Annotated in this window: 15 protein-coding genes; 9 read left to right on the top strand and 6 right to left on the bottom strand. The window is 67.7% G+C overall.

What is annotated here, in order from left to right:
- The first annotated feature begins 38 nt into the window (after window positions 1-38).
- Window positions 39-617, top strand: coding sequence for a DUF2780 domain-containing protein (locus HMPREF1224_RS25140; RefSeq protein WP_003084725.1), 579 nt, complete (start codon window positions 39-41; stop codon window positions 615-617).
- A 437-nt stretch (window positions 618-1054) separates the two neighbouring features.
- Here the strand turns inward: HMPREF1224_RS25140 and HMPREF1224_RS25135 are convergent, their stop codons facing one another.
- Window positions 1055-1942: an acyltransferase gene (locus HMPREF1224_RS25135; protein ID WP_010793531.1), complete on the bottom strand. Its 888-nt coding sequence runs from the start codon at window positions 1940-1942 to the stop codon at window positions 1055-1057.
- A gap of 142 nt (window positions 1943-2084) precedes the next feature.
- Between HMPREF1224_RS25135 and HMPREF1224_RS25130 the strand changes: the two genes are divergently transcribed.
- The 6 genes from HMPREF1224_RS25130 (at window position 2085) to HMPREF1224_RS25105 (ending at window position 6787) form a co-directional block, all read left to right on the top strand.
- Window positions 2085-2594, top strand: coding sequence for a retropepsin-like aspartic peptidase RloA2 (locus HMPREF1224_RS25130; RefSeq protein WP_010793530.1), 510 nt, complete (start codon window positions 2085-2087; stop codon window positions 2592-2594).
- Between the two features lie 84 nt (window positions 2595-2678).
- Window positions 2679-3368, top strand: a complete 690-nt coding sequence (gene creB / locus HMPREF1224_RS25125) for a two-component system response regulator CreB (RefSeq protein ID WP_003084734.1) — start codon at window positions 2679-2681, stop codon at window positions 3366-3368.
- On the top strand, window positions 3368-4792 hold the full coding sequence (gene creC / locus HMPREF1224_RS25120; protein ID WP_010793529.1) for a two-component system sensor histidine kinase CreC: 1425 nt from the start codon (window positions 3368-3370) through the stop codon (window positions 4790-4792). Before creB ends, creC begins: the two co-directional genes overlap by 1 nt.
- 102 nt (window positions 4793-4894) lie before the next feature.
- Window positions 4895-6253, top strand: a complete 1359-nt coding sequence (gene creD / locus HMPREF1224_RS25115) for a cell envelope integrity protein CreD (RefSeq protein WP_010793528.1) — start codon at window positions 4895-4897, stop codon at window positions 6251-6253.
- Between the two features lie 49 nt (window positions 6254-6302).
- Window positions 6303-6605: a hypothetical protein gene (locus tag HMPREF1224_RS25110; protein ID WP_003084737.1), complete on the top strand. Its 303-nt coding sequence runs from the start codon at window positions 6303-6305 to the stop codon at window positions 6603-6605.
- Window positions 6602-6787, top strand: coding sequence for a hypothetical protein (locus tag HMPREF1224_RS25105; protein ID WP_003084739.1), 186 nt, complete (start codon window positions 6602-6604; stop codon window positions 6785-6787). Before HMPREF1224_RS25110 ends, HMPREF1224_RS25105 begins: the two co-directional genes overlap by 4 nt.
- On the opposite strand, the gene HMPREF1224_RS25100 is transcribed toward HMPREF1224_RS25105, so the two are convergent.
- On the bottom strand, window positions 6750-7370 hold the full coding sequence (locus HMPREF1224_RS25100) for a glutathione S-transferase (RefSeq protein ID WP_003142695.1): 621 nt from the start codon (window positions 7368-7370) through the stop codon (window positions 6750-6752). The two genes, HMPREF1224_RS25105 and HMPREF1224_RS25100, sit on opposite strands and share 38 nt — an antisense overlap.
- Before the next feature lie 18 nt (window positions 7371-7388).
- Entirely contained in the window at window positions 7389-8339 is a 951-nt protein-coding gene (locus tag HMPREF1224_RS25095) for a Vgb family protein (RefSeq protein WP_003099948.1), read from the bottom strand.
- A gap of 85 nt (window positions 8340-8424) precedes the next feature.
- Between HMPREF1224_RS25095 and HMPREF1224_RS25090 the strand changes: the two genes are divergently transcribed.
- Window positions 8425-9282, top strand: a complete 858-nt coding sequence (locus HMPREF1224_RS25090) for a PP2C family serine/threonine-protein phosphatase (protein WP_003099950.1) — start codon at window positions 8425-8427, stop codon at window positions 9280-9282.
- Window positions 9283-9454: 172 nt separating this feature from the next.
- Here HMPREF1224_RS25090 and fiuA read toward each other — a convergent pair whose 3' ends face one another.
- The 3 genes from fiuA to HMPREF1224_RS25075 form a co-directional block, all read right to left on the bottom strand.
- Window positions 9455-11863 (bottom strand): TonB-dependent ferrichrome receptor FiuA, encoded by a 2409-nt coding sequence (gene fiuA / locus HMPREF1224_RS25085; RefSeq protein ID WP_010793527.1) that lies wholly within the window; start codon window positions 11861-11863, stop codon window positions 9455-9457.
- Between the two features lie 103 nt (window positions 11864-11966).
- Window positions 11967-12938, bottom strand: coding sequence for a FecR domain-containing protein (locus HMPREF1224_RS25080; RefSeq protein WP_003113263.1), 972 nt, complete (start codon window positions 12936-12938; stop codon window positions 11967-11969).
- Complete coding sequence (locus tag HMPREF1224_RS25075; RefSeq protein WP_003084762.1) at window positions 12935-13453, bottom strand: RNA polymerase sigma factor; 519 nt, start codon at window positions 13451-13453, stop codon at window positions 12935-12937. The genes HMPREF1224_RS25080 and HMPREF1224_RS25075 overlap by 4 nt, the downstream gene beginning before the upstream one ends.
- Before the next feature lie 168 nt (window positions 13454-13621).
- Here HMPREF1224_RS25075 and HMPREF1224_RS25070 point away from each other — a divergent pair, with 168 nt between their 5' ends.
- Window positions 13622-14371: a glutathione S-transferase family protein gene (locus tag HMPREF1224_RS25070; RefSeq protein WP_003113262.1), complete on the top strand. Its 750-nt coding sequence runs from the start codon at window positions 13622-13624 to the stop codon at window positions 14369-14371.
- The last annotated feature ends 67 nt before the right edge of the window (window positions 14372-14438 follow it).

The following is a 14438-nucleotide window of genomic DNA, read 5'->3' as shown; positions in this document are numbered from 1 at the left end:
TGCGGCCGGGGCGTTCGATATCTCATGAGGAATTGCCGATGCGCGTCACCACCCACGCTACCCTGGCCGCGGCCCTGCTGCTCAGCGCCGCCTCCGCGTTCGCCTTCAATCTCGGGGATGCCGCCAAGGCGGTCGCCGGGGCATCCCAGGGCGACTCCGCCCAGGTAGCCACCACCCCGCAGACCAGCGGTCTGCTCGGCGCACTCACCGGCCAGCTCGGGGTCAGCCAGGAGCAGGCGGTCGGCGGTACCGGCGCCCTGCTCGGCCTGGCCAAGAACCAGTTGGCCGGCAACGATTATTCGCAACTGGTTAAGACCATCCCCGGCCTCGACAAGCTGGCCGGCAACAACGCCCTGGCCGGTCTCGGCGGGCTCGGCAACGTGCTCGGCAAGAGCGGCGGCGACAGCAAGGGCCTCGGTTCGCTGCTCGGCAATGCGGACAGCATGGGCGACGTGAACAAGGCCTTCGGCACCCTGGGCATGGATAGCGGGATGACCGAGAAGTTCGCCCAGGTGCTGGTCGACTACTTCGGCAAGCAGGGCGCCAACAGCGAGCTGCTGGGCAGCCTGAGCAATCTCTGGGGAGTGAGCAAGGCGGGCGGCTCGTCGCTGCTCTGATCTGCCGCCAGCGGATCGGCGGATAACCGCGTTGCGGTTATTCGCCCTACGAAGTGGGTGCGGCGCCCGGATATTCGTTGCCCGCACCGGTAGGGCGAATAACGCCCCCGGCGTTATCCGCCGCTGCGCCGTGGAAACGGCGGATAACCGCGTTGCGGTTATTCGCCCTACGAGGTGGGTGCGACCCCGGGTATTCGTTGCCCGCACCGGTAGGGCGAATAACGCCCCCGGCGTTATCCGCCGCTGCGCCGTGGAAACGGCGGATAACCGCGTTGCGGTTATTCGCCCTACGAGGTGGGTGCGACCCCGGGTATTCGTTGCCCGCACCGGTAGGGCGAATAACGCCCCCGGCGTTATCCGCCGCTGCGCCGTGGAAACGGCGGATAACCGCGTTGCGGTTATTCGCCCTACGAGATGGGTGTGCTTCGGCCGGTACTTCAGCGCAGTTGCCGCAAGCGGGCGATGCGTTCGTCCTTTTCTTCCCACATGCGCGAGACCCATTCCTGCACGTACTGGCGGAACACCGGGTCGTTCTCGTAGTCGCCCTGCCACAGGGCGGGATCGATCGGGCGGGTCTGGATGTCGACGATCACCTTCGGCACCCGTCCGCAGAGCAGGTCCCAGAATCCCGGCACCTTGTCGCTCGGGTAGACCACGGTGACGTCGAGCAGGGCGTCCAGTTGCTCGCCCAGCGCGGCGAGGACGAAGGCCACCCCGCCGGCCTTGGGCTTGAGCAGGTGGCGATAGGGCGACTGTTGCCGGGCCTTCTTCTGCTCGCTGAAACGCGTGCCTTCCAGGTAGTTCACCACGGTCACCGGGATGCGCTTGAACTTCTCGCAGGCGGCCTTGGTGATCTCCAGGTCCTTGCCCTTGAGTTCCGGGTGCTTCTCCAGGAAGGCCTTGGAATAGCGCTTCATGAACGGATACTCCAGCGCCCACCAGGCCAGGCCGAGGAAGGGCACCCAGATCAGCTCCTTCTTGAGGAAGAACTTGAAGTACGGGGTGCGCCGGTTGAACACCTGGATCAACGCGGGGATGTCGACCCAGGACTGGTGGTTGCTCACCACCAGGTACGAGGTGTCCTGGCGCAGGTCGCCGGCGCCGCGCACGTCCCAGACCGTCGGCGTGCAGGTGGCGAAGATCCACTTGTCGATCTCCGCCCAGGTCTCGGCGATCCACATCACGCCCCTGGAGCAGAGGTCCTTCAGGCGCTGGCCGGGGAGCACCAGCTTGAGCAGTGCGATCAGCATCATCGGGCCGATCAGGATCAGCGTGTTGAGAAGCAGCAGAAGGCTGCTGGTCAGGCCGGTCAACAGTTTCCGCATGGTTGGTTTCCCTGTCCTGGGTGTGGGTCGACGCGGCCCATCATACGCATCCGCGCCGCGCCGCCCAAGCCGCCGGCGTGGCGAACGAAACCGCGCCGTGCTAGTCCTATGTGGACCTCGTATCACTTCAGGAGATGCCCGCGTGAAGCGTGCCCTTGCCTTGCTCTCGCTGTTCGCCCTGCCGGTCCTCGCCGCCGAACCCAACCTCTACGGCCGCTACGAATGGGTCTCCCTGCCGGAGCTGGACCGCACCCTGCAGGCGAAGATGGACACCGGCGCCTACACCTCCTCGCTGTCGGCCAAGGACATCGAGTTGTTCCAGCGCGACGGCGAGGAGTGGGTGCGCTTCCGGCTGGCCACCAAGGAGGCCGACGGCTCGGTGTTCGAGCACAAGCTGGCGCGCATCGGCAAGATCAAGAACCGCGCCGACAACCGCAACGGCGAGGACGAGGATGAGGACCGCCTGAGCGAACGCCCGGTGATCGACCTGCAGGTCTGCCTGGGCGGAGCGATGAAGACCATCGAGGTCAACCTAACCGACCGCAGCGCCTTCAACTATCCGTTCCTGATGGGCACCAAGGGCTTGCGCAAATTCCGCGTCGCGGTCGATCCCTCCGAGCGCTTCGTCGCCGACAAGCCCACCTGCAAGTAAGCGTCCTACGCCACCGGCGGCGCGATTGACGCGCGCGCCTGCTTGCGGCACCGTTCCGGCATTCCCGTCAGCCGCCGTCACGCCATGCCGCATATCCTGATCGTCGAAGATGAAGCCGCGATTGCCGACACCCTGCTCTACGCCCTGCAGGCCGAAGGCTTCGCCACCACCTGGGTGACCCTCGCCGGCGAGGCGCTGGCGTTGCAGGAGCGCCAGCCGGCGGATCTGCTGATCCTCGACGTCGGTCTGCCGGACATCAGCGGTTTCGAGGCCTGCAAGCGCCTGCGGCGGTTCTCCGAGGTGCCGGTGATCTTCCTCACCGCGCGCGATGCCGAGATCGACCGCGTGGTCGGCCTGGAGATCGGCGCCGACGACTACGTGGTCAAGCCGTTCAGCCCGCGCGAGGTGGCGGCTCGGGTCAAGGCCATCCTCAAGCGCATGGCGCCGCGCCCGGCGGCGCTGGAAGGGGCCGCGCCGAGCGGGCCGTTCCAGGTCGACGAGGAGCGCGTGCGGATCCACTACCGCGACACCCCGCTCAACCTCACCCGCCACGAGTTCCGCCTGTTGCAGACGCTGCTCGGGCAGCCCGAGCGGGTATTCAGCCGCGAGCAGTTGCTCGACGCCCTCGGCGTCGCCAGCGAGGCCGGCTACGAGCGCAACATCGACAGCCACATCAAGAGCCTGCGCGCCAAGCTGCGCCAGGTGAACGAACGCGGCGAAGCGATCCAGACCCATCGCGGCCTGGGCTACAGCTACAGCCCGGACCACGCCTGATGCCGCTCGGCGTTCGGATCTTCCTGGTCTACTTCCTGTTCGTCGGTCTCACCGGCTACTTCGTGCTGAGCACGGTGATGGACGAAGTGCGCCCCGGCGTGCGCCAGTCCACCGAGGAAACCCTGGTGGACACCGCCAACCTGCTCGCCGAGATCCTCCGCCAGGACGTGAAGAACGGCACCCTGGCACAGAGCGACCTGCCGGAGATGCTCGAGGACTACGGCAAGCGCGTGCCGCAGGCGGATATCTGGGGCTTGCGCAAGGAGGCGGTGAACCACCGCATCTACGTCACCGACGCCAGCGGCAAGGTGCTGCTGGACTCCGCCGGGGTGGCTGTCGGCCAGGACTATTCGCGCTGGAACGACGTCTACCTGACTCTCCGGGGCCAGTACGGCGCGCGCTCCAGCCGCGAAGACCCGGACGACCCGGATTCCTCGGTGATGTACGTGGCGGCGCCGATCAAGGATGGTGGGAAGATCATCGGGGTGGTTTCGGTGGCCAAGCCGAACAGCAGCCTGCAACCCTACATCGACCGCTCGCAGCGGCGCCTGGCCTGGCTCGGTGCCGGGCTGATCGCCCTCGGGCTGCTGGTCGGCGGCCTGCTCTCCTGGTGGCTCAGCGGCGCGCTGCGGCGCCTCACCCAGTACGCACAGGCGGTCAGCGAGGGGCGCCGCGCCGAGCTGCCGCGCTATCGCGGCGGCGAGATGGCGCAACTGGCCGACGCGGTGGAACGCATGCGCACGCAACTGGAAGGCAAGGACTACGTCGAGCGCTACGTGCATACCCTGACCCACGAACTGAAGAGCCCATTAGCGGCGATCCGTGGCGCCGCCGAGTTGCTCGACGGCGAGATGCCGGCCGAGCAGCGGGCGCGCTTCGTCGGCAACATCGCCGGCGAGAGCGAGCGCCTGCAACAACTGATCGAGCGCCTGCTGAGCCTGGCCCAGGTGGAGCAGCGGCAAGGCCTGGAGGAGGTCGGCAAGGTCGACCTGCGGGAGATCGCCGCGTCCCTGCTGGAAGGCCAGGCGGCGCGTATCCAGCGCCAGCGATTGCGGGTGGAGAACCGCCTGGAAGGTCCCTGCGAGGTTCGCGGCGAGCAGTTCCTGCTGCGCCAGGCGCTGGCCAACCTGCTCGACAACGCCCTCGACTTCACCCCGCCCGGCGGCATCCTTCGCCTGCTCGCCGAGGTCGACGGCGAGGGTATCGCCTTGCGCCTGTTCAACCAGGGGCCGGCGATTCCCGACTACGCCCTGGCGCGCCTCACCGAACGCTTCTACTCGCTGCCGCGCCCGGCCAGCGGGCGCAAGAGCACCGGGCTGGGACTGAACTTCGTCGCCGAGGTGGCGCAACTGCATGGCGGCCGGTTGCAGGTCGGCAACCGCGACGACGGCGTCGAGGCGCTGCTCTGGCTGTCGCGCGGCTGAGGCGCCTCCACGGAAACTCCATCGACTCTCCACACGGCGACCCGAAGCCCGCCATCGCGGCGCCGCAGACTTTCCGCCATCACCCCGACGGAGAGTCCCCCCATGAACCGCACGCTGGCCTACAAGCTCGGCGCCATCGCCCTACTCATCCTGCTATTGCTGATTCCCCTGTTGATGATCGACGGCCTGATCCGCGATCGCCAGGAGGTTCGTGACGGCGTGCTGCAGGATATCGCCCGCAGCTCCAGCTACAGCCAGCGCCTCACCGGCCCGCTGCTGGTGGTGCCGTACCGCAGGACGGTGCGCGAGTGGGTCACCGAGGAGAAGACCGAGAAGCGCGTGTTGCAGGAGCGCGAGCAGCGCGGCGAGCTGTACTTCCTGCCCGACCGCTTCGCCCTCGACGGGCAGATGCGCACCGAGCTGCGCTACCGTGGCATCTACCAGGCGCGCCTGTACCACGTCGACAACAAGGTCGCCGGCTACTTCCAGGTGCCTGCGCACTATGGCATCGAAGAAGACCTGGAGGACTACCAGTTCGAAACGCCGTTCCTGGCGATGGGCATCAGCGACATCCGCGGCATCGAGAATGCCCTGCGCCTGTCCCTCAACGGTGCCAGCGTCGACTTCGAGCCGGGTAGCCGGGTCGGCCTGCTCGGCAGCGGTGTGCACGCACCGCTGCAAGGCGTCGACGGGCGCCAGGCGCAGCGCCTGGAGTACGCCTTCGACCTGTCGTTGCTCGGCAGCGAGCGGCTGGACATCGTGCCGGTGGGCCGCGACAGCCAGGTCATCCTGAAGGCCGACTGGCCGCACCCGAGCTTCGGCGGCGAGTTCCTGCCCAGCGAGCGGGAGATCACCGCCGAGGGCTTCACCGCGCGCTGGCAGACCAGCTTCTTCGCCACCAACATGGAAGAGGCGCTGCGCAGTTGCGTGGAGGAGCAGCGCTGCGACGGTTTCCAGGCGCGCGCCTTCGGCGTCGGCCTGGTCGATCCGGTGGACCAGTACCTGAAGGCCGACCGCGCGATCAAGTACGCGCTGCTGTTCATCACCCTGACCTTCGCCGGCTTCTTCCTCTTCGAGGTGCTCAAGCGCCTGGCGGTACACCCGGTCCAGTACGCGCTGGTCGGCCTGGCGCTGGCGTTCTTCTACCTGCTGCTGCTGTCGCTGGCCGAGCACGTCGGCTTCGAGCTGGCCTACCTGGTCTCCGCCGGAGCCTGTGTCGGCCTGATCGGCTTCTACCTGTGCTTCGTCCTGCGCAGCGTGGCCCGAGGGCTGGGCTTCAGCGTCGGCCTGGCAGGGCTGTACGGCCTGCTCTACGGCTTGCTGAGCGCGGAGGACTACGCCTTGCTGATGGGCTCGCTGCTGCTGTTCGCGGTGCTTGCCGCGGTGATGGTGCTGACCCGCCGCCTGGACTGGTACGGGGTCGGCCGCAAGGACCTCCCGGCCGTACCCGCCAAGGCCTGACGACGAGGGCGGCGGCGCCGGCCGCCGCCGATTTCCAAGGAGGAAAAGCATGCGCCTGTTCTTCGAGTTCACCCTCTGTGCCGCCCTCGGCCTGCTGGTCAGCGGCGTGATCCTGATCTTCCTGCTGTTCTTCGGCAAGTTCGGCCTGATCGAGTACTGGATCGCCAGCGGCAAGCCCCTGGCCCACGCCATGCTGGTGCTGATGCCGGACGGATTCTGGGAAGGCCTCAGCGGCATCGAGGGCGCCGCCGGCAATCCGCACGTGCGCTCCTTCCTGGAGCTTTGCATGGGGCTCGGACAGAGCGCGCTGTTGCTGGGCCTGCTGCTGTTCCGCCTGGTGTGCTGGAAATGAACGGCTATGTCGGCCTGCGCGACGACCGTCGCGACGGCGAGCGCCTGGCGGCGCGGATCGGCCTGCTGTTCCCCGGCCCCTCGGCGGCCTGGCTGCAACGCGCCGAACGTCTGCGGCGGCAGCAGGCGTCGGCGGGCCTCGGGGTCAGGCGCGGGTGGCCTGCATCGACGGGCGCTGGCTGACTTCGGCGAACCAGGCGGCGAGTCGTGGGTAGCGGCCGCGCCAGTCCCACTCCGGCTGGCGCAGGTCGAGATAGCCCAGGGCGCAGGCGACGCCGATGGCGGCGATGTCGAAGCGCGCCTGCAGTTCGGCGATGCAGTCGCTCTCCAGCCATGCCAGGGACCGCGCGATCTTTTCCCGCTGTGCCTCGAGCCAGGCGTCCCAGCGCTTCTCCTCGGGGCGGACGAAGGTCTCGTAGCGAGTCAGCACCGCGGCGTCGAGGACGGCGTCCGCCAGCGAGGCGATGGTCAGGCGTCGCCAGCGGGCGCTGCCTTCGCGGGGGATCAGCGGTTCGCCGACGTGCTGCTGGTCGAAGTAGTCGCAGATCACCCGGCTGTCGTGCAGCACCTGGCCGTCCGGCAGGCGCAGGGCGGGAATCTTGCCGGCCGGGTTGCTGGCGTTGAGCTGCCGGATGGGCGCGACCGGCGTCGGCGTGACTTCCTCGAGCGCCACGCGCTCGCGTTGGCCGGTTTCGTGGAGCAGGACCAGGACCTTGCGCACGAAGGGCGAGGCGGCGGCGTAAAACAGCGTATGGGTAGCGCTCATGCGGGCTCCTTGGAAGGATCAGTCGCGGACGACGCGCAGACGATCGGCGGCAGGCTCGGCGCTCCAGGTTTCTCCGGGGCGACCGCCGAGCAGGGCGTTGCCGGGCGCCGGCCGGTCGCTGGGCAGGACGCGGAATGTCGCCTGCTCACTGTCGAAACGCAAGAGCGCCCCGCTGGCGGCGTCGTGCAGCCAGACACGGTCCATGGCGTCGACCCGCAGGCTGTCCGGGCGGGCCTGGCTGTCCGGCAGCGGCCAGCTCTGCCACGAGGCATCGCTGGGATCGTAGCGGTACAGCCGGGCGCCACCGCTGTCGCTGGCCCAGAGCCTGCCGATGGAGTCGGCGCCGATCCCGCGCAAGGCCTTCGTGCCTTCAGGCGCGGGCAACCGCTCGGCGCTGCCGTCGAGCGGATCGACATGCACCAGCGCGTCGTCCTGCGCGTACCAGACCTCGCCGTCCGGGGTGACGCAGATGCCGTTCGCCGCCTTGCCCTGGGGCGAGGGCCAGACCTCCACCAGGCGCCTGGCTGGGTCGAGGCGACCGTGGAAGCCGCGGCTGCCGGTGAACCAGAGGCGCCCGTCGTCGTCGAATACCGCGGACTCGAGCCCGGCCGGCGCGGCCTTGGCCGGTAGCGGGAAACGTTCGCTGCCCAGGCGCTCGCCGCCGATGCGAAGGATGGCGTTGAGGCCGCTGTCGAGCACCCAGGCGTTGCCGCTCTCGTCGCTGACGATGGCTCGCGGCCGCGCGCCTTCGCCGAGCGGCACCTGCACGCTCTCGCCACTGGTCGGGTCGAGGCGCCCCAGCGAATGCCCGCCGTCCGCGCCGTACCAGACCGCACCCTGTGCACTGGGCGCGACCGCGTAGGGCGCGGAGCCCTTGTCCAGCGGGTAGTACTGTTCGCCGGCCAGGGCGGCGCCGGTCGACGACAGGGCCAGGAACAGGCCCAGCAGCGGGTAGGGCAGGTGACGCATACGGTTCTCCCGGAACGACGAGCGGAACGTGGAAAGGCTCTGTCTTGCTATTCTGGCAGCGCATTGAGCATAGGAGGAACTGCGAATGGCCACAGTGGAAATACTCGGGGCGGAATGCCGCGCGGGGGGCGCGGTGAACGACGATGCGCTGGGCTGCACGGCGCAGGCCGCCTGGGTGATCGACGGTGCCACCAGCATCGGTCGCAGCGTGCTGGGCGTGGAAAGCGACGCGCGCTGGCTGGCCCAGGCGGTGGACCGGCACCTGCGGTTGCTGCTGGAAGTCGAGCCCGAGCAATCCAGCGAGACCCTGCTGCGGCGCCTGCTCAACGATATCCAGGGCGACTTCCGCGCCCAGAGCGGCCGCGACTGGCACGACCTCGAAGACATGCCGGCGGCCTGCCTGAGCCTGCTGCGGATTCGCGGCGGAGAAATCGAACTGCTCAACATCGGCGACAGCCGGATCCTCGTCGAAGGCGCCGACGGCCAGGTACGCAGCTTCGGCGATTCGGCCCTACACGAACTGGATCGGCAATCCCTGGCGCATTTCTGCCGGATGCGCGAGGAACATCCGCAGTGGGATCACGCCGAACTGTTCAAGGCCAGCCGCCCGCGCGTGCGGCAGAACCGCCTGCTGATGAACAAGCCCGAGGGCTACTGGGCGCTGGACATCAGCGACCGCTGGCTCGGCCAGGTGCAGCGCGAGACCTTGCCGCTCGCCGCGTTGCGTTCCTTCGTGCTGATGACCGACGGCTTCGACCGGCTGGTCGAGCCTTTCCGCCGCTATACCGACGAACAGTTGCTGCGGCGCCTCGAGGACGTCGGAGTGAGCGCCATGCTCGACGAGTTGCGCGAGATCGAACAGGGCGACGACCAGGCCCTGGCTTTCCCGCGTTTCAAGATCCACGACGACGCCAGCGCGCTGTGGGGTCGGATCGCGGGGTGAACGATGATCTCCGGCGCCCGGAATGCAGGTCCTCCCCATTGCGCCGGCTGCCGATATCTCGGCCCTCTCCCTCAGGCGGGAGGAGGGCATCCGGTGCCCGGAAGGTACGTTCTGCGGTAGGGCGGATAACCGCGAAGCGGTTATCCGCCGTTACGCACCTGTGACGCGTCGCTCACCACTTGTAGCTGACGCTGCCCACCACGCTGCGCTGGTCGCCGTAGTAGCAGTAGTAGCCGTCGCAGGACGCCAGGTAGTCCTTGTTGAACAGATTGTTGGCATTGACCGCCACGCTGACGCCTTTCAGGCTGCCGTTCAATTGGCCCAGGTCGTAGCGCACGGCGGCGTCGTACAGGGTGTACGAGCCGGCGTAGCCGTCGTAGGTGTTGGCCTGGTCGCCGTAGGTCGAGCCTACGTAGCGGGCGCCGGCACCCACGCTGAAACCGTTCAGCGCACCCTCGTGCCAGGTGTAGTCGGCCCATAGCGAGGCCTGGTTGCGCGGCGCCTGTTGCAGGCGGTTGCCTGCGTACTGGCCTTTTTTCACTTCGGTGTCGGTGTAGCTATAGGCGCCGATTATCTTCAGGTTGTCGGTGACGTTGCTGGTGGCTTCCAGTTCTATCCCGGAGACCTTCACTTCGCCCGTCTGCGAAGTGACCGGCGTGCCGCCTATGTTCTGCGACACGCTGACGTTCTCCTGGCGCAGGTCATAGACCGCGGCGGTGAACAGCGAGTCGGAGCCTACCGGCTGGTACTTCACGCCGATTTCCCATTGCTTGCCTTCGGTCGGCTTCAGCGAACTGGTGCTGTTCATATCGGCGCCAGTGGTGGGCTGGAACGACTCCGCATAGGAGATATAGGGCGCCACGCCATTGTCGAAGATGTAGCTGAGCGCCGCGTTGCCGCTGAACTTCTTGTCGCGGCTGGTATTGGTGGCGTCGCCCTTGTTGTAGAAGGTGGCGCCTGTGTGCACCCAGTCCTCGCGACCGCCGAGGGTCAGGCGCCAGTTGTCGAGGGCGATCTGGTCCTGGACGTAGAGGCCGGTCTGGTAGGTCTTCTGCTTGTAGTCGTAGTACGCGTCGGAACGCGGCGGCTTGGGAATCGGCTGGCCGTAGATCGGGTTGTTGATGTTGGTCGGCGGTACATTGAAGCCGAAGATCGAGGTGTATTCGTTGGTGGTCCGGTTGTGGTCCAGGCCCAGCAGCAGGGTGTGGCGCAGCGCGCCGGTGTCGAAGTCGGCCTGGAAGTTGTTGTCCACCACGAACTGGCTGACGTCTTCGTCCACTGATGTGCTGGTGCGCTGCAGGGTACCGTCGTCGCTGGCGGCAGCGTAATAGCTGGCTGGGGTCAGCGCCTGGAACGACAGGTCGTTGCGCAGGTAGCGCAGGTTCTGGCGGAACTGCCAGACATCGTTGATCCGCCGCTCGAAGGCGTAGCCCAGCCAGTAGTAGGTGCGGTCGTAGTATTCCCAGTCCGGATCGCCGAGGTTCTTGTGATGGGAAACCTTGCCGAACGGCGCGTCGTACTTGGTTCCGCGTAGCGGCAGGAACTGGCTGGTGATGCCGGTATCGTCGCGGTTGAACTGGCCGAGGAAGGTCAGCCTGGTGTCGTCGTCGATGTTCCAGGTCAGGCTCGGGGCGATGTTGTAGCGCTTGTCGTCGATATGGTCGACCTGGGTGTTGCTGTCGCGCACCACGCCGGAGACGCGATAGAGAAAGCGTCCCTCGTCGTCGAGCGGGCCGGTGCTGTCGAAGCTGACCTGCTTGTGGTTGTAGTTGCCGACCTCGGCCTTCACCTCGTGACTGGCGACGTTCTGCGGACGCAGGCTGACCATGTCGAGCATGCCGCCCGGCGGGGTCTGGCCGTAGACCGAGGAGGCCGGGCCGCGCAACAGGGCGACACGCTCCAGGTTCCAGGTTTCCAGCTTCGGGTTGTTGTAGACGCCGACCGCCATCGGCAGGCCGTCGAGGAACTGGGTCGGCTTGAAGCCGCGCACCTTCAACCAGTCGGAACGGGAGTCGCTGCCGAAACTGCTGGCGACGACGCCGGGCATGTAGCGCACCGCGTCGTCGAGGTTGTGCACGGCGCGGTCGGTCATCTGCTGGCGGGTCGCCACCGAGATCGAACGCGGGGTCTCGAGGATCGGCGTATCGGTCTTGGTGCCGGTCATGCTGCGCTTGGCCACGTAGCCGCTGGTCGGCCCCAGTGGGTCTTCCTCGGCGCCGCTGACCGTCATCGCCTGCAGCGACAGGGTGTCTTCCGGCACCTTGCGCAGGCTGTAGGTGCCGCCGGCATTTTCCACCAGTTCCAGGCCGCTGCCCTTGAGCGCTTCGCGCAATGCGCCGGGCGCGTCGAAGCGACCTTGCACGGCGTGGGCGCTGCGTCCTTCGGCGAGCGCCGGATCCAGGGTGAGGACCAGGCCGGCCTGGGCCGCGATGCGGTTCAGGGTGCCTGCCAGCGGCCCGGCGGCGATGCGGTAGTCGCGCACGCTGGCCTGTTCGGCCGGGGCGGCGTGGAGGAACGGTGCGGGAACGGCGAGGGCGATGGCTAGGGCGAGCAGGCCGGGACGGAACGTCGGGCGAGGCATGTGCGGGGCTCCTGGATGGAAACGAGTCTCAATGCCTCCTTGCCGGACGAGTCGGAAAAAGTGATAGGGCCGGCGGGAAAAATTTTTCGCCGGCCCGTTCGGTTCAGCGTGGCACCACTTCGAACCACCAGGCGTTGTGCCTCACGCTGCGCACCGGCAGGCTCGGCTCCAAAGCCTGAAGGGCGAGGCGGGTGTCCTTCAGCGGGAAACTGCCGGTGACGCGCAGGTCGGCGATGCTCGGGTCGACCTGCAGCAGCGCCGGCGAATAGCGCCCCAGTTCCGCCACCAGGTCGGCCAGCCGGGCGTTCTCCACCACCAGCATGCCTTGTGCCCAGGCGCCGGCCAGGGCCGGGGCCGCTTCGCTGGCCTGCAGGCCTTGCGGCAGGATCAGCACCTGCTGGCCTTCCTTGATCACACGCTCTTCGCTGAGCGTTTCCGCGCGCGCGGCCACCGCCGACTGCAACACGGTGAGGCGCGTGCCGGGTTCCTCGCGGCGCACCAGGAAGCGCGTGCCGAGGGCGCGCATGTCGCCATCGGCGCTGCTGACCACGAAGGGGCGCGGGTCGCCATGGGCGGTTTCCACCAGGATCTCGCCGGCCAGTAGCACGACCTGGCGGCGTTCGCCGTCGAAGCGGACGTCGATGGCGCTGCGGCTGTTCAGGCGCACATGAGTGGCATCCGGGAGGGTCAGCTCGCGCTGCTCGCCGGTGGCGCTGTAGGCATCGGCCAGCAGGTAGCGGACCGGGACGTAGCGGTTGGCCACGCCGAGCCCGACGCCTAGCGCCAGCACTAGCCCCAGGGCGCTGCCGCCGAGCCGGCGCAGGCGGCGCTTGAAGCGTGCGTTGCCGGACAGCAGGGCGTTGCGTGCCGGCCCGTTGGCGGCTCTCGCCAGGTGCCGGTCGAGGCCGCCGAGCTGTTCCCAGGCGCGTTCGTGTTCGGGATGCGCCGCGTACCAGCGGTGGAAGGCGCGGTGATCGTCGGGATGGGCTTCGCCGGAGTCGAGCAGCAATTGCCAGGCGATGGCTTCGTCGAGCACCCGCGCGCGTACCGGCGAATGACGATCGTCGGCGCTCACCGGGGCTCTCCGTAGAGGGCGATGTAGCACTGGCGCAGACCCTGGGCCAGGTATTGGCGCACGCGCGGCACCGAGACTCCGAGACGCTCGGCGATCTCCGCGTGGGGCATGCCGTCCAGGCGGCTATAGAGAAACGCGCTACGCGCCTTCAGCGACAGCGTGCCAAGCAGGCGATCGATCTCGCGGAGGTCCTCGAGAATCAGGTACTGCTCTTCGGCCGAAGGCTGCTCCGCTTCCGGAACCAGCGCCAGTTCGGCGAGATAGGCCTGTTCAAGGGCGGCGCGGCGGAAGTGGTCGATCATCAGACCGCGCGCCACCTTCGCCAGGAACGCGCGCGGTTCGCGCAGGCCGGGCAGCTCCGGGCGGCCGAGGAGGCGAACGAAGGTGTCCTGGCTGAGGTCTTCGGCGCGCTGGCGGCAGCCGAGGTTGCGGTTCAGCCAGGCAAGCAGCCAGCCGCGGTGGTCCCGGTACAGGCTACCCACGAATTCGCTGTTGCTGACGTCACCCGCCGACACGACCGCTCCCCATCCCGAAACGGGATTGAATGGAAAAACGAGAATTATTCGCAAATGATCGCAAAGTGCGACTATCCCTGCAATTGGCGTCCGTCGGGAAGCCACTTGAGTCGTCCCGCTGGTTTGCCGGAGGATCGGTGTTCCCATAACAAGAACAGGAGTCTCGCCGTGGCCGAACCTTTGCTGATCATCGGTTCCTATCTGTCCCCCTATGTGCGCAAGGTGCTGGTGCTGCTGGAACTGAAAGGCATCGCCTACCGCATCGACCCCATCGTGCCGTTCTTCGGCGACGAGGCCTTCGAGCGCCTCAGTCCGTTGCGCCAGATACCGGTGCTGGTGGACGGTGACTTCGTCCTCAACGATTCCAGCGTGATCTGCCAGTACCTGGAGGAGCGCTACCCGCAGCCGAGCCTGTATCCCGTCGACATCGGCCAGCGCGCCCAGGCCCGCTGGCTGGAGGAGTACGCCGATTCGCGGCTGGGCCAGGTGATCATCTGGCAGTTGTTCCACCAGTTGGTGATCAACCGCGGCATCTGGCAGCGCGAACCCGACCAGGCGATCCTGCAACGCACCTACGACGAAGACCTGCCGTCGATCTGCAATTACCTGGAAGGGCGGATCCCGCCGAGCGGCTGGCTGTGCGGCGAGCTGTCCATCGCCGATGTCGCCGTCGCCTGCCTGTTCCGCAATGCCCAGTTGGCGCGCTACCAGGTCGACGGCGAGCGCTGGCCGCGCCTGGCGCGCCTGTTGGCTGACGCTTTCGCCCTGCCGGCCTTCCAGCATCTGGCGCGTTTCGAGAAGGCCACCGCGCAGACCCCGGTCGCCGAACAGCGCCAGGCGCTGCGCGAGGCCGGCGCGCCGCTCAGCGCGACCAGCCACGCCCGCGAGCGGCCGGTGCGCGGTCCGATGAGCCGCTGAGAGGGAGTGCGGGCGGCGCCCAGGGCGCCGTCCTGATGAAGCGCCATTCAGCGCCTCGATAAGACCT

Origin of the sequence: Pseudomonas sp. P179 (assembly GCF_000478485.2) — a bacterium.
Taxonomy (GTDB): Bacteria; Pseudomonadota; Gammaproteobacteria; order Pseudomonadales; family Pseudomonadaceae; genus Pseudomonas; species Pseudomonas aeruginosa.
Note: the sequence above shows the minus strand (reverse complement) of the source record. Positions and strands in the feature narration are given on the sequence as shown.

Excerpts from the sequence above, each read along its gene's own strand:
- HMPREF1224_RS25140 (WP_003084725.1), top strand. The coding sequence starts at position 39 with ATGCGCGTCACCACCCACGCTACCCTGGCCGCGGCCCTGCTGCTCAGC.
- HMPREF1224_RS25135 (WP_010793531.1), bottom strand. The coding sequence starts at position 1,942 with ATGCGGAAACTGTTGACCGGCCTGACCAGCAGCCTTCTGCTGCTTCTC.
- creB (WP_003084734.1), top strand. The coding sequence starts at position 2,679 with ATGCCGCATATCCTGATCGTCGAAGATGAAGCCGCGATTGCCGACACC.
- creC (WP_010793529.1), top strand. The coding sequence starts at position 3,368 with ATGCCGCTCGGCGTTCGGATCTTCCTGGTCTACTTCCTGTTCGTCGGT.
- creD (WP_010793528.1), top strand. The coding sequence starts at position 4,895 with ATGAACCGCACGCTGGCCTACAAGCTCGGCGCCATCGCCCTACTCATC.
- HMPREF1224_RS25110 (WP_003084737.1), top strand. The coding sequence starts at position 6,303 with ATGCGCCTGTTCTTCGAGTTCACCCTCTGTGCCGCCCTCGGCCTGCTG.
- HMPREF1224_RS25105 (WP_003084739.1), top strand. The coding sequence starts at position 6,602 with ATGAACGGCTATGTCGGCCTGCGCGACGACCGTCGCGACGGCGAGCGC.
- HMPREF1224_RS25100 (WP_003142695.1), bottom strand. The coding sequence starts at position 7,370 with ATGAGCGCTACCCATACGCTGTTTTACGCCGCCGCCTCGCCCTTCGTG.
- HMPREF1224_RS25095 (WP_003099948.1), bottom strand. The coding sequence starts at position 8,339 with ATGCGTCACCTGCCCTACCCGCTGCTGGGCCTGTTCCTGGCCCTGTCG.
- HMPREF1224_RS25090 (WP_003099950.1), top strand. The coding sequence starts at position 8,425 with ATGGCCACAGTGGAAATACTCGGGGCGGAATGCCGCGCGGGGGGCGCG.
- fiuA (WP_010793527.1), bottom strand. The coding sequence starts at position 11,863 with ATGCCTCGCCCGACGTTCCGTCCCGGCCTGCTCGCCCTAGCCATCGCC.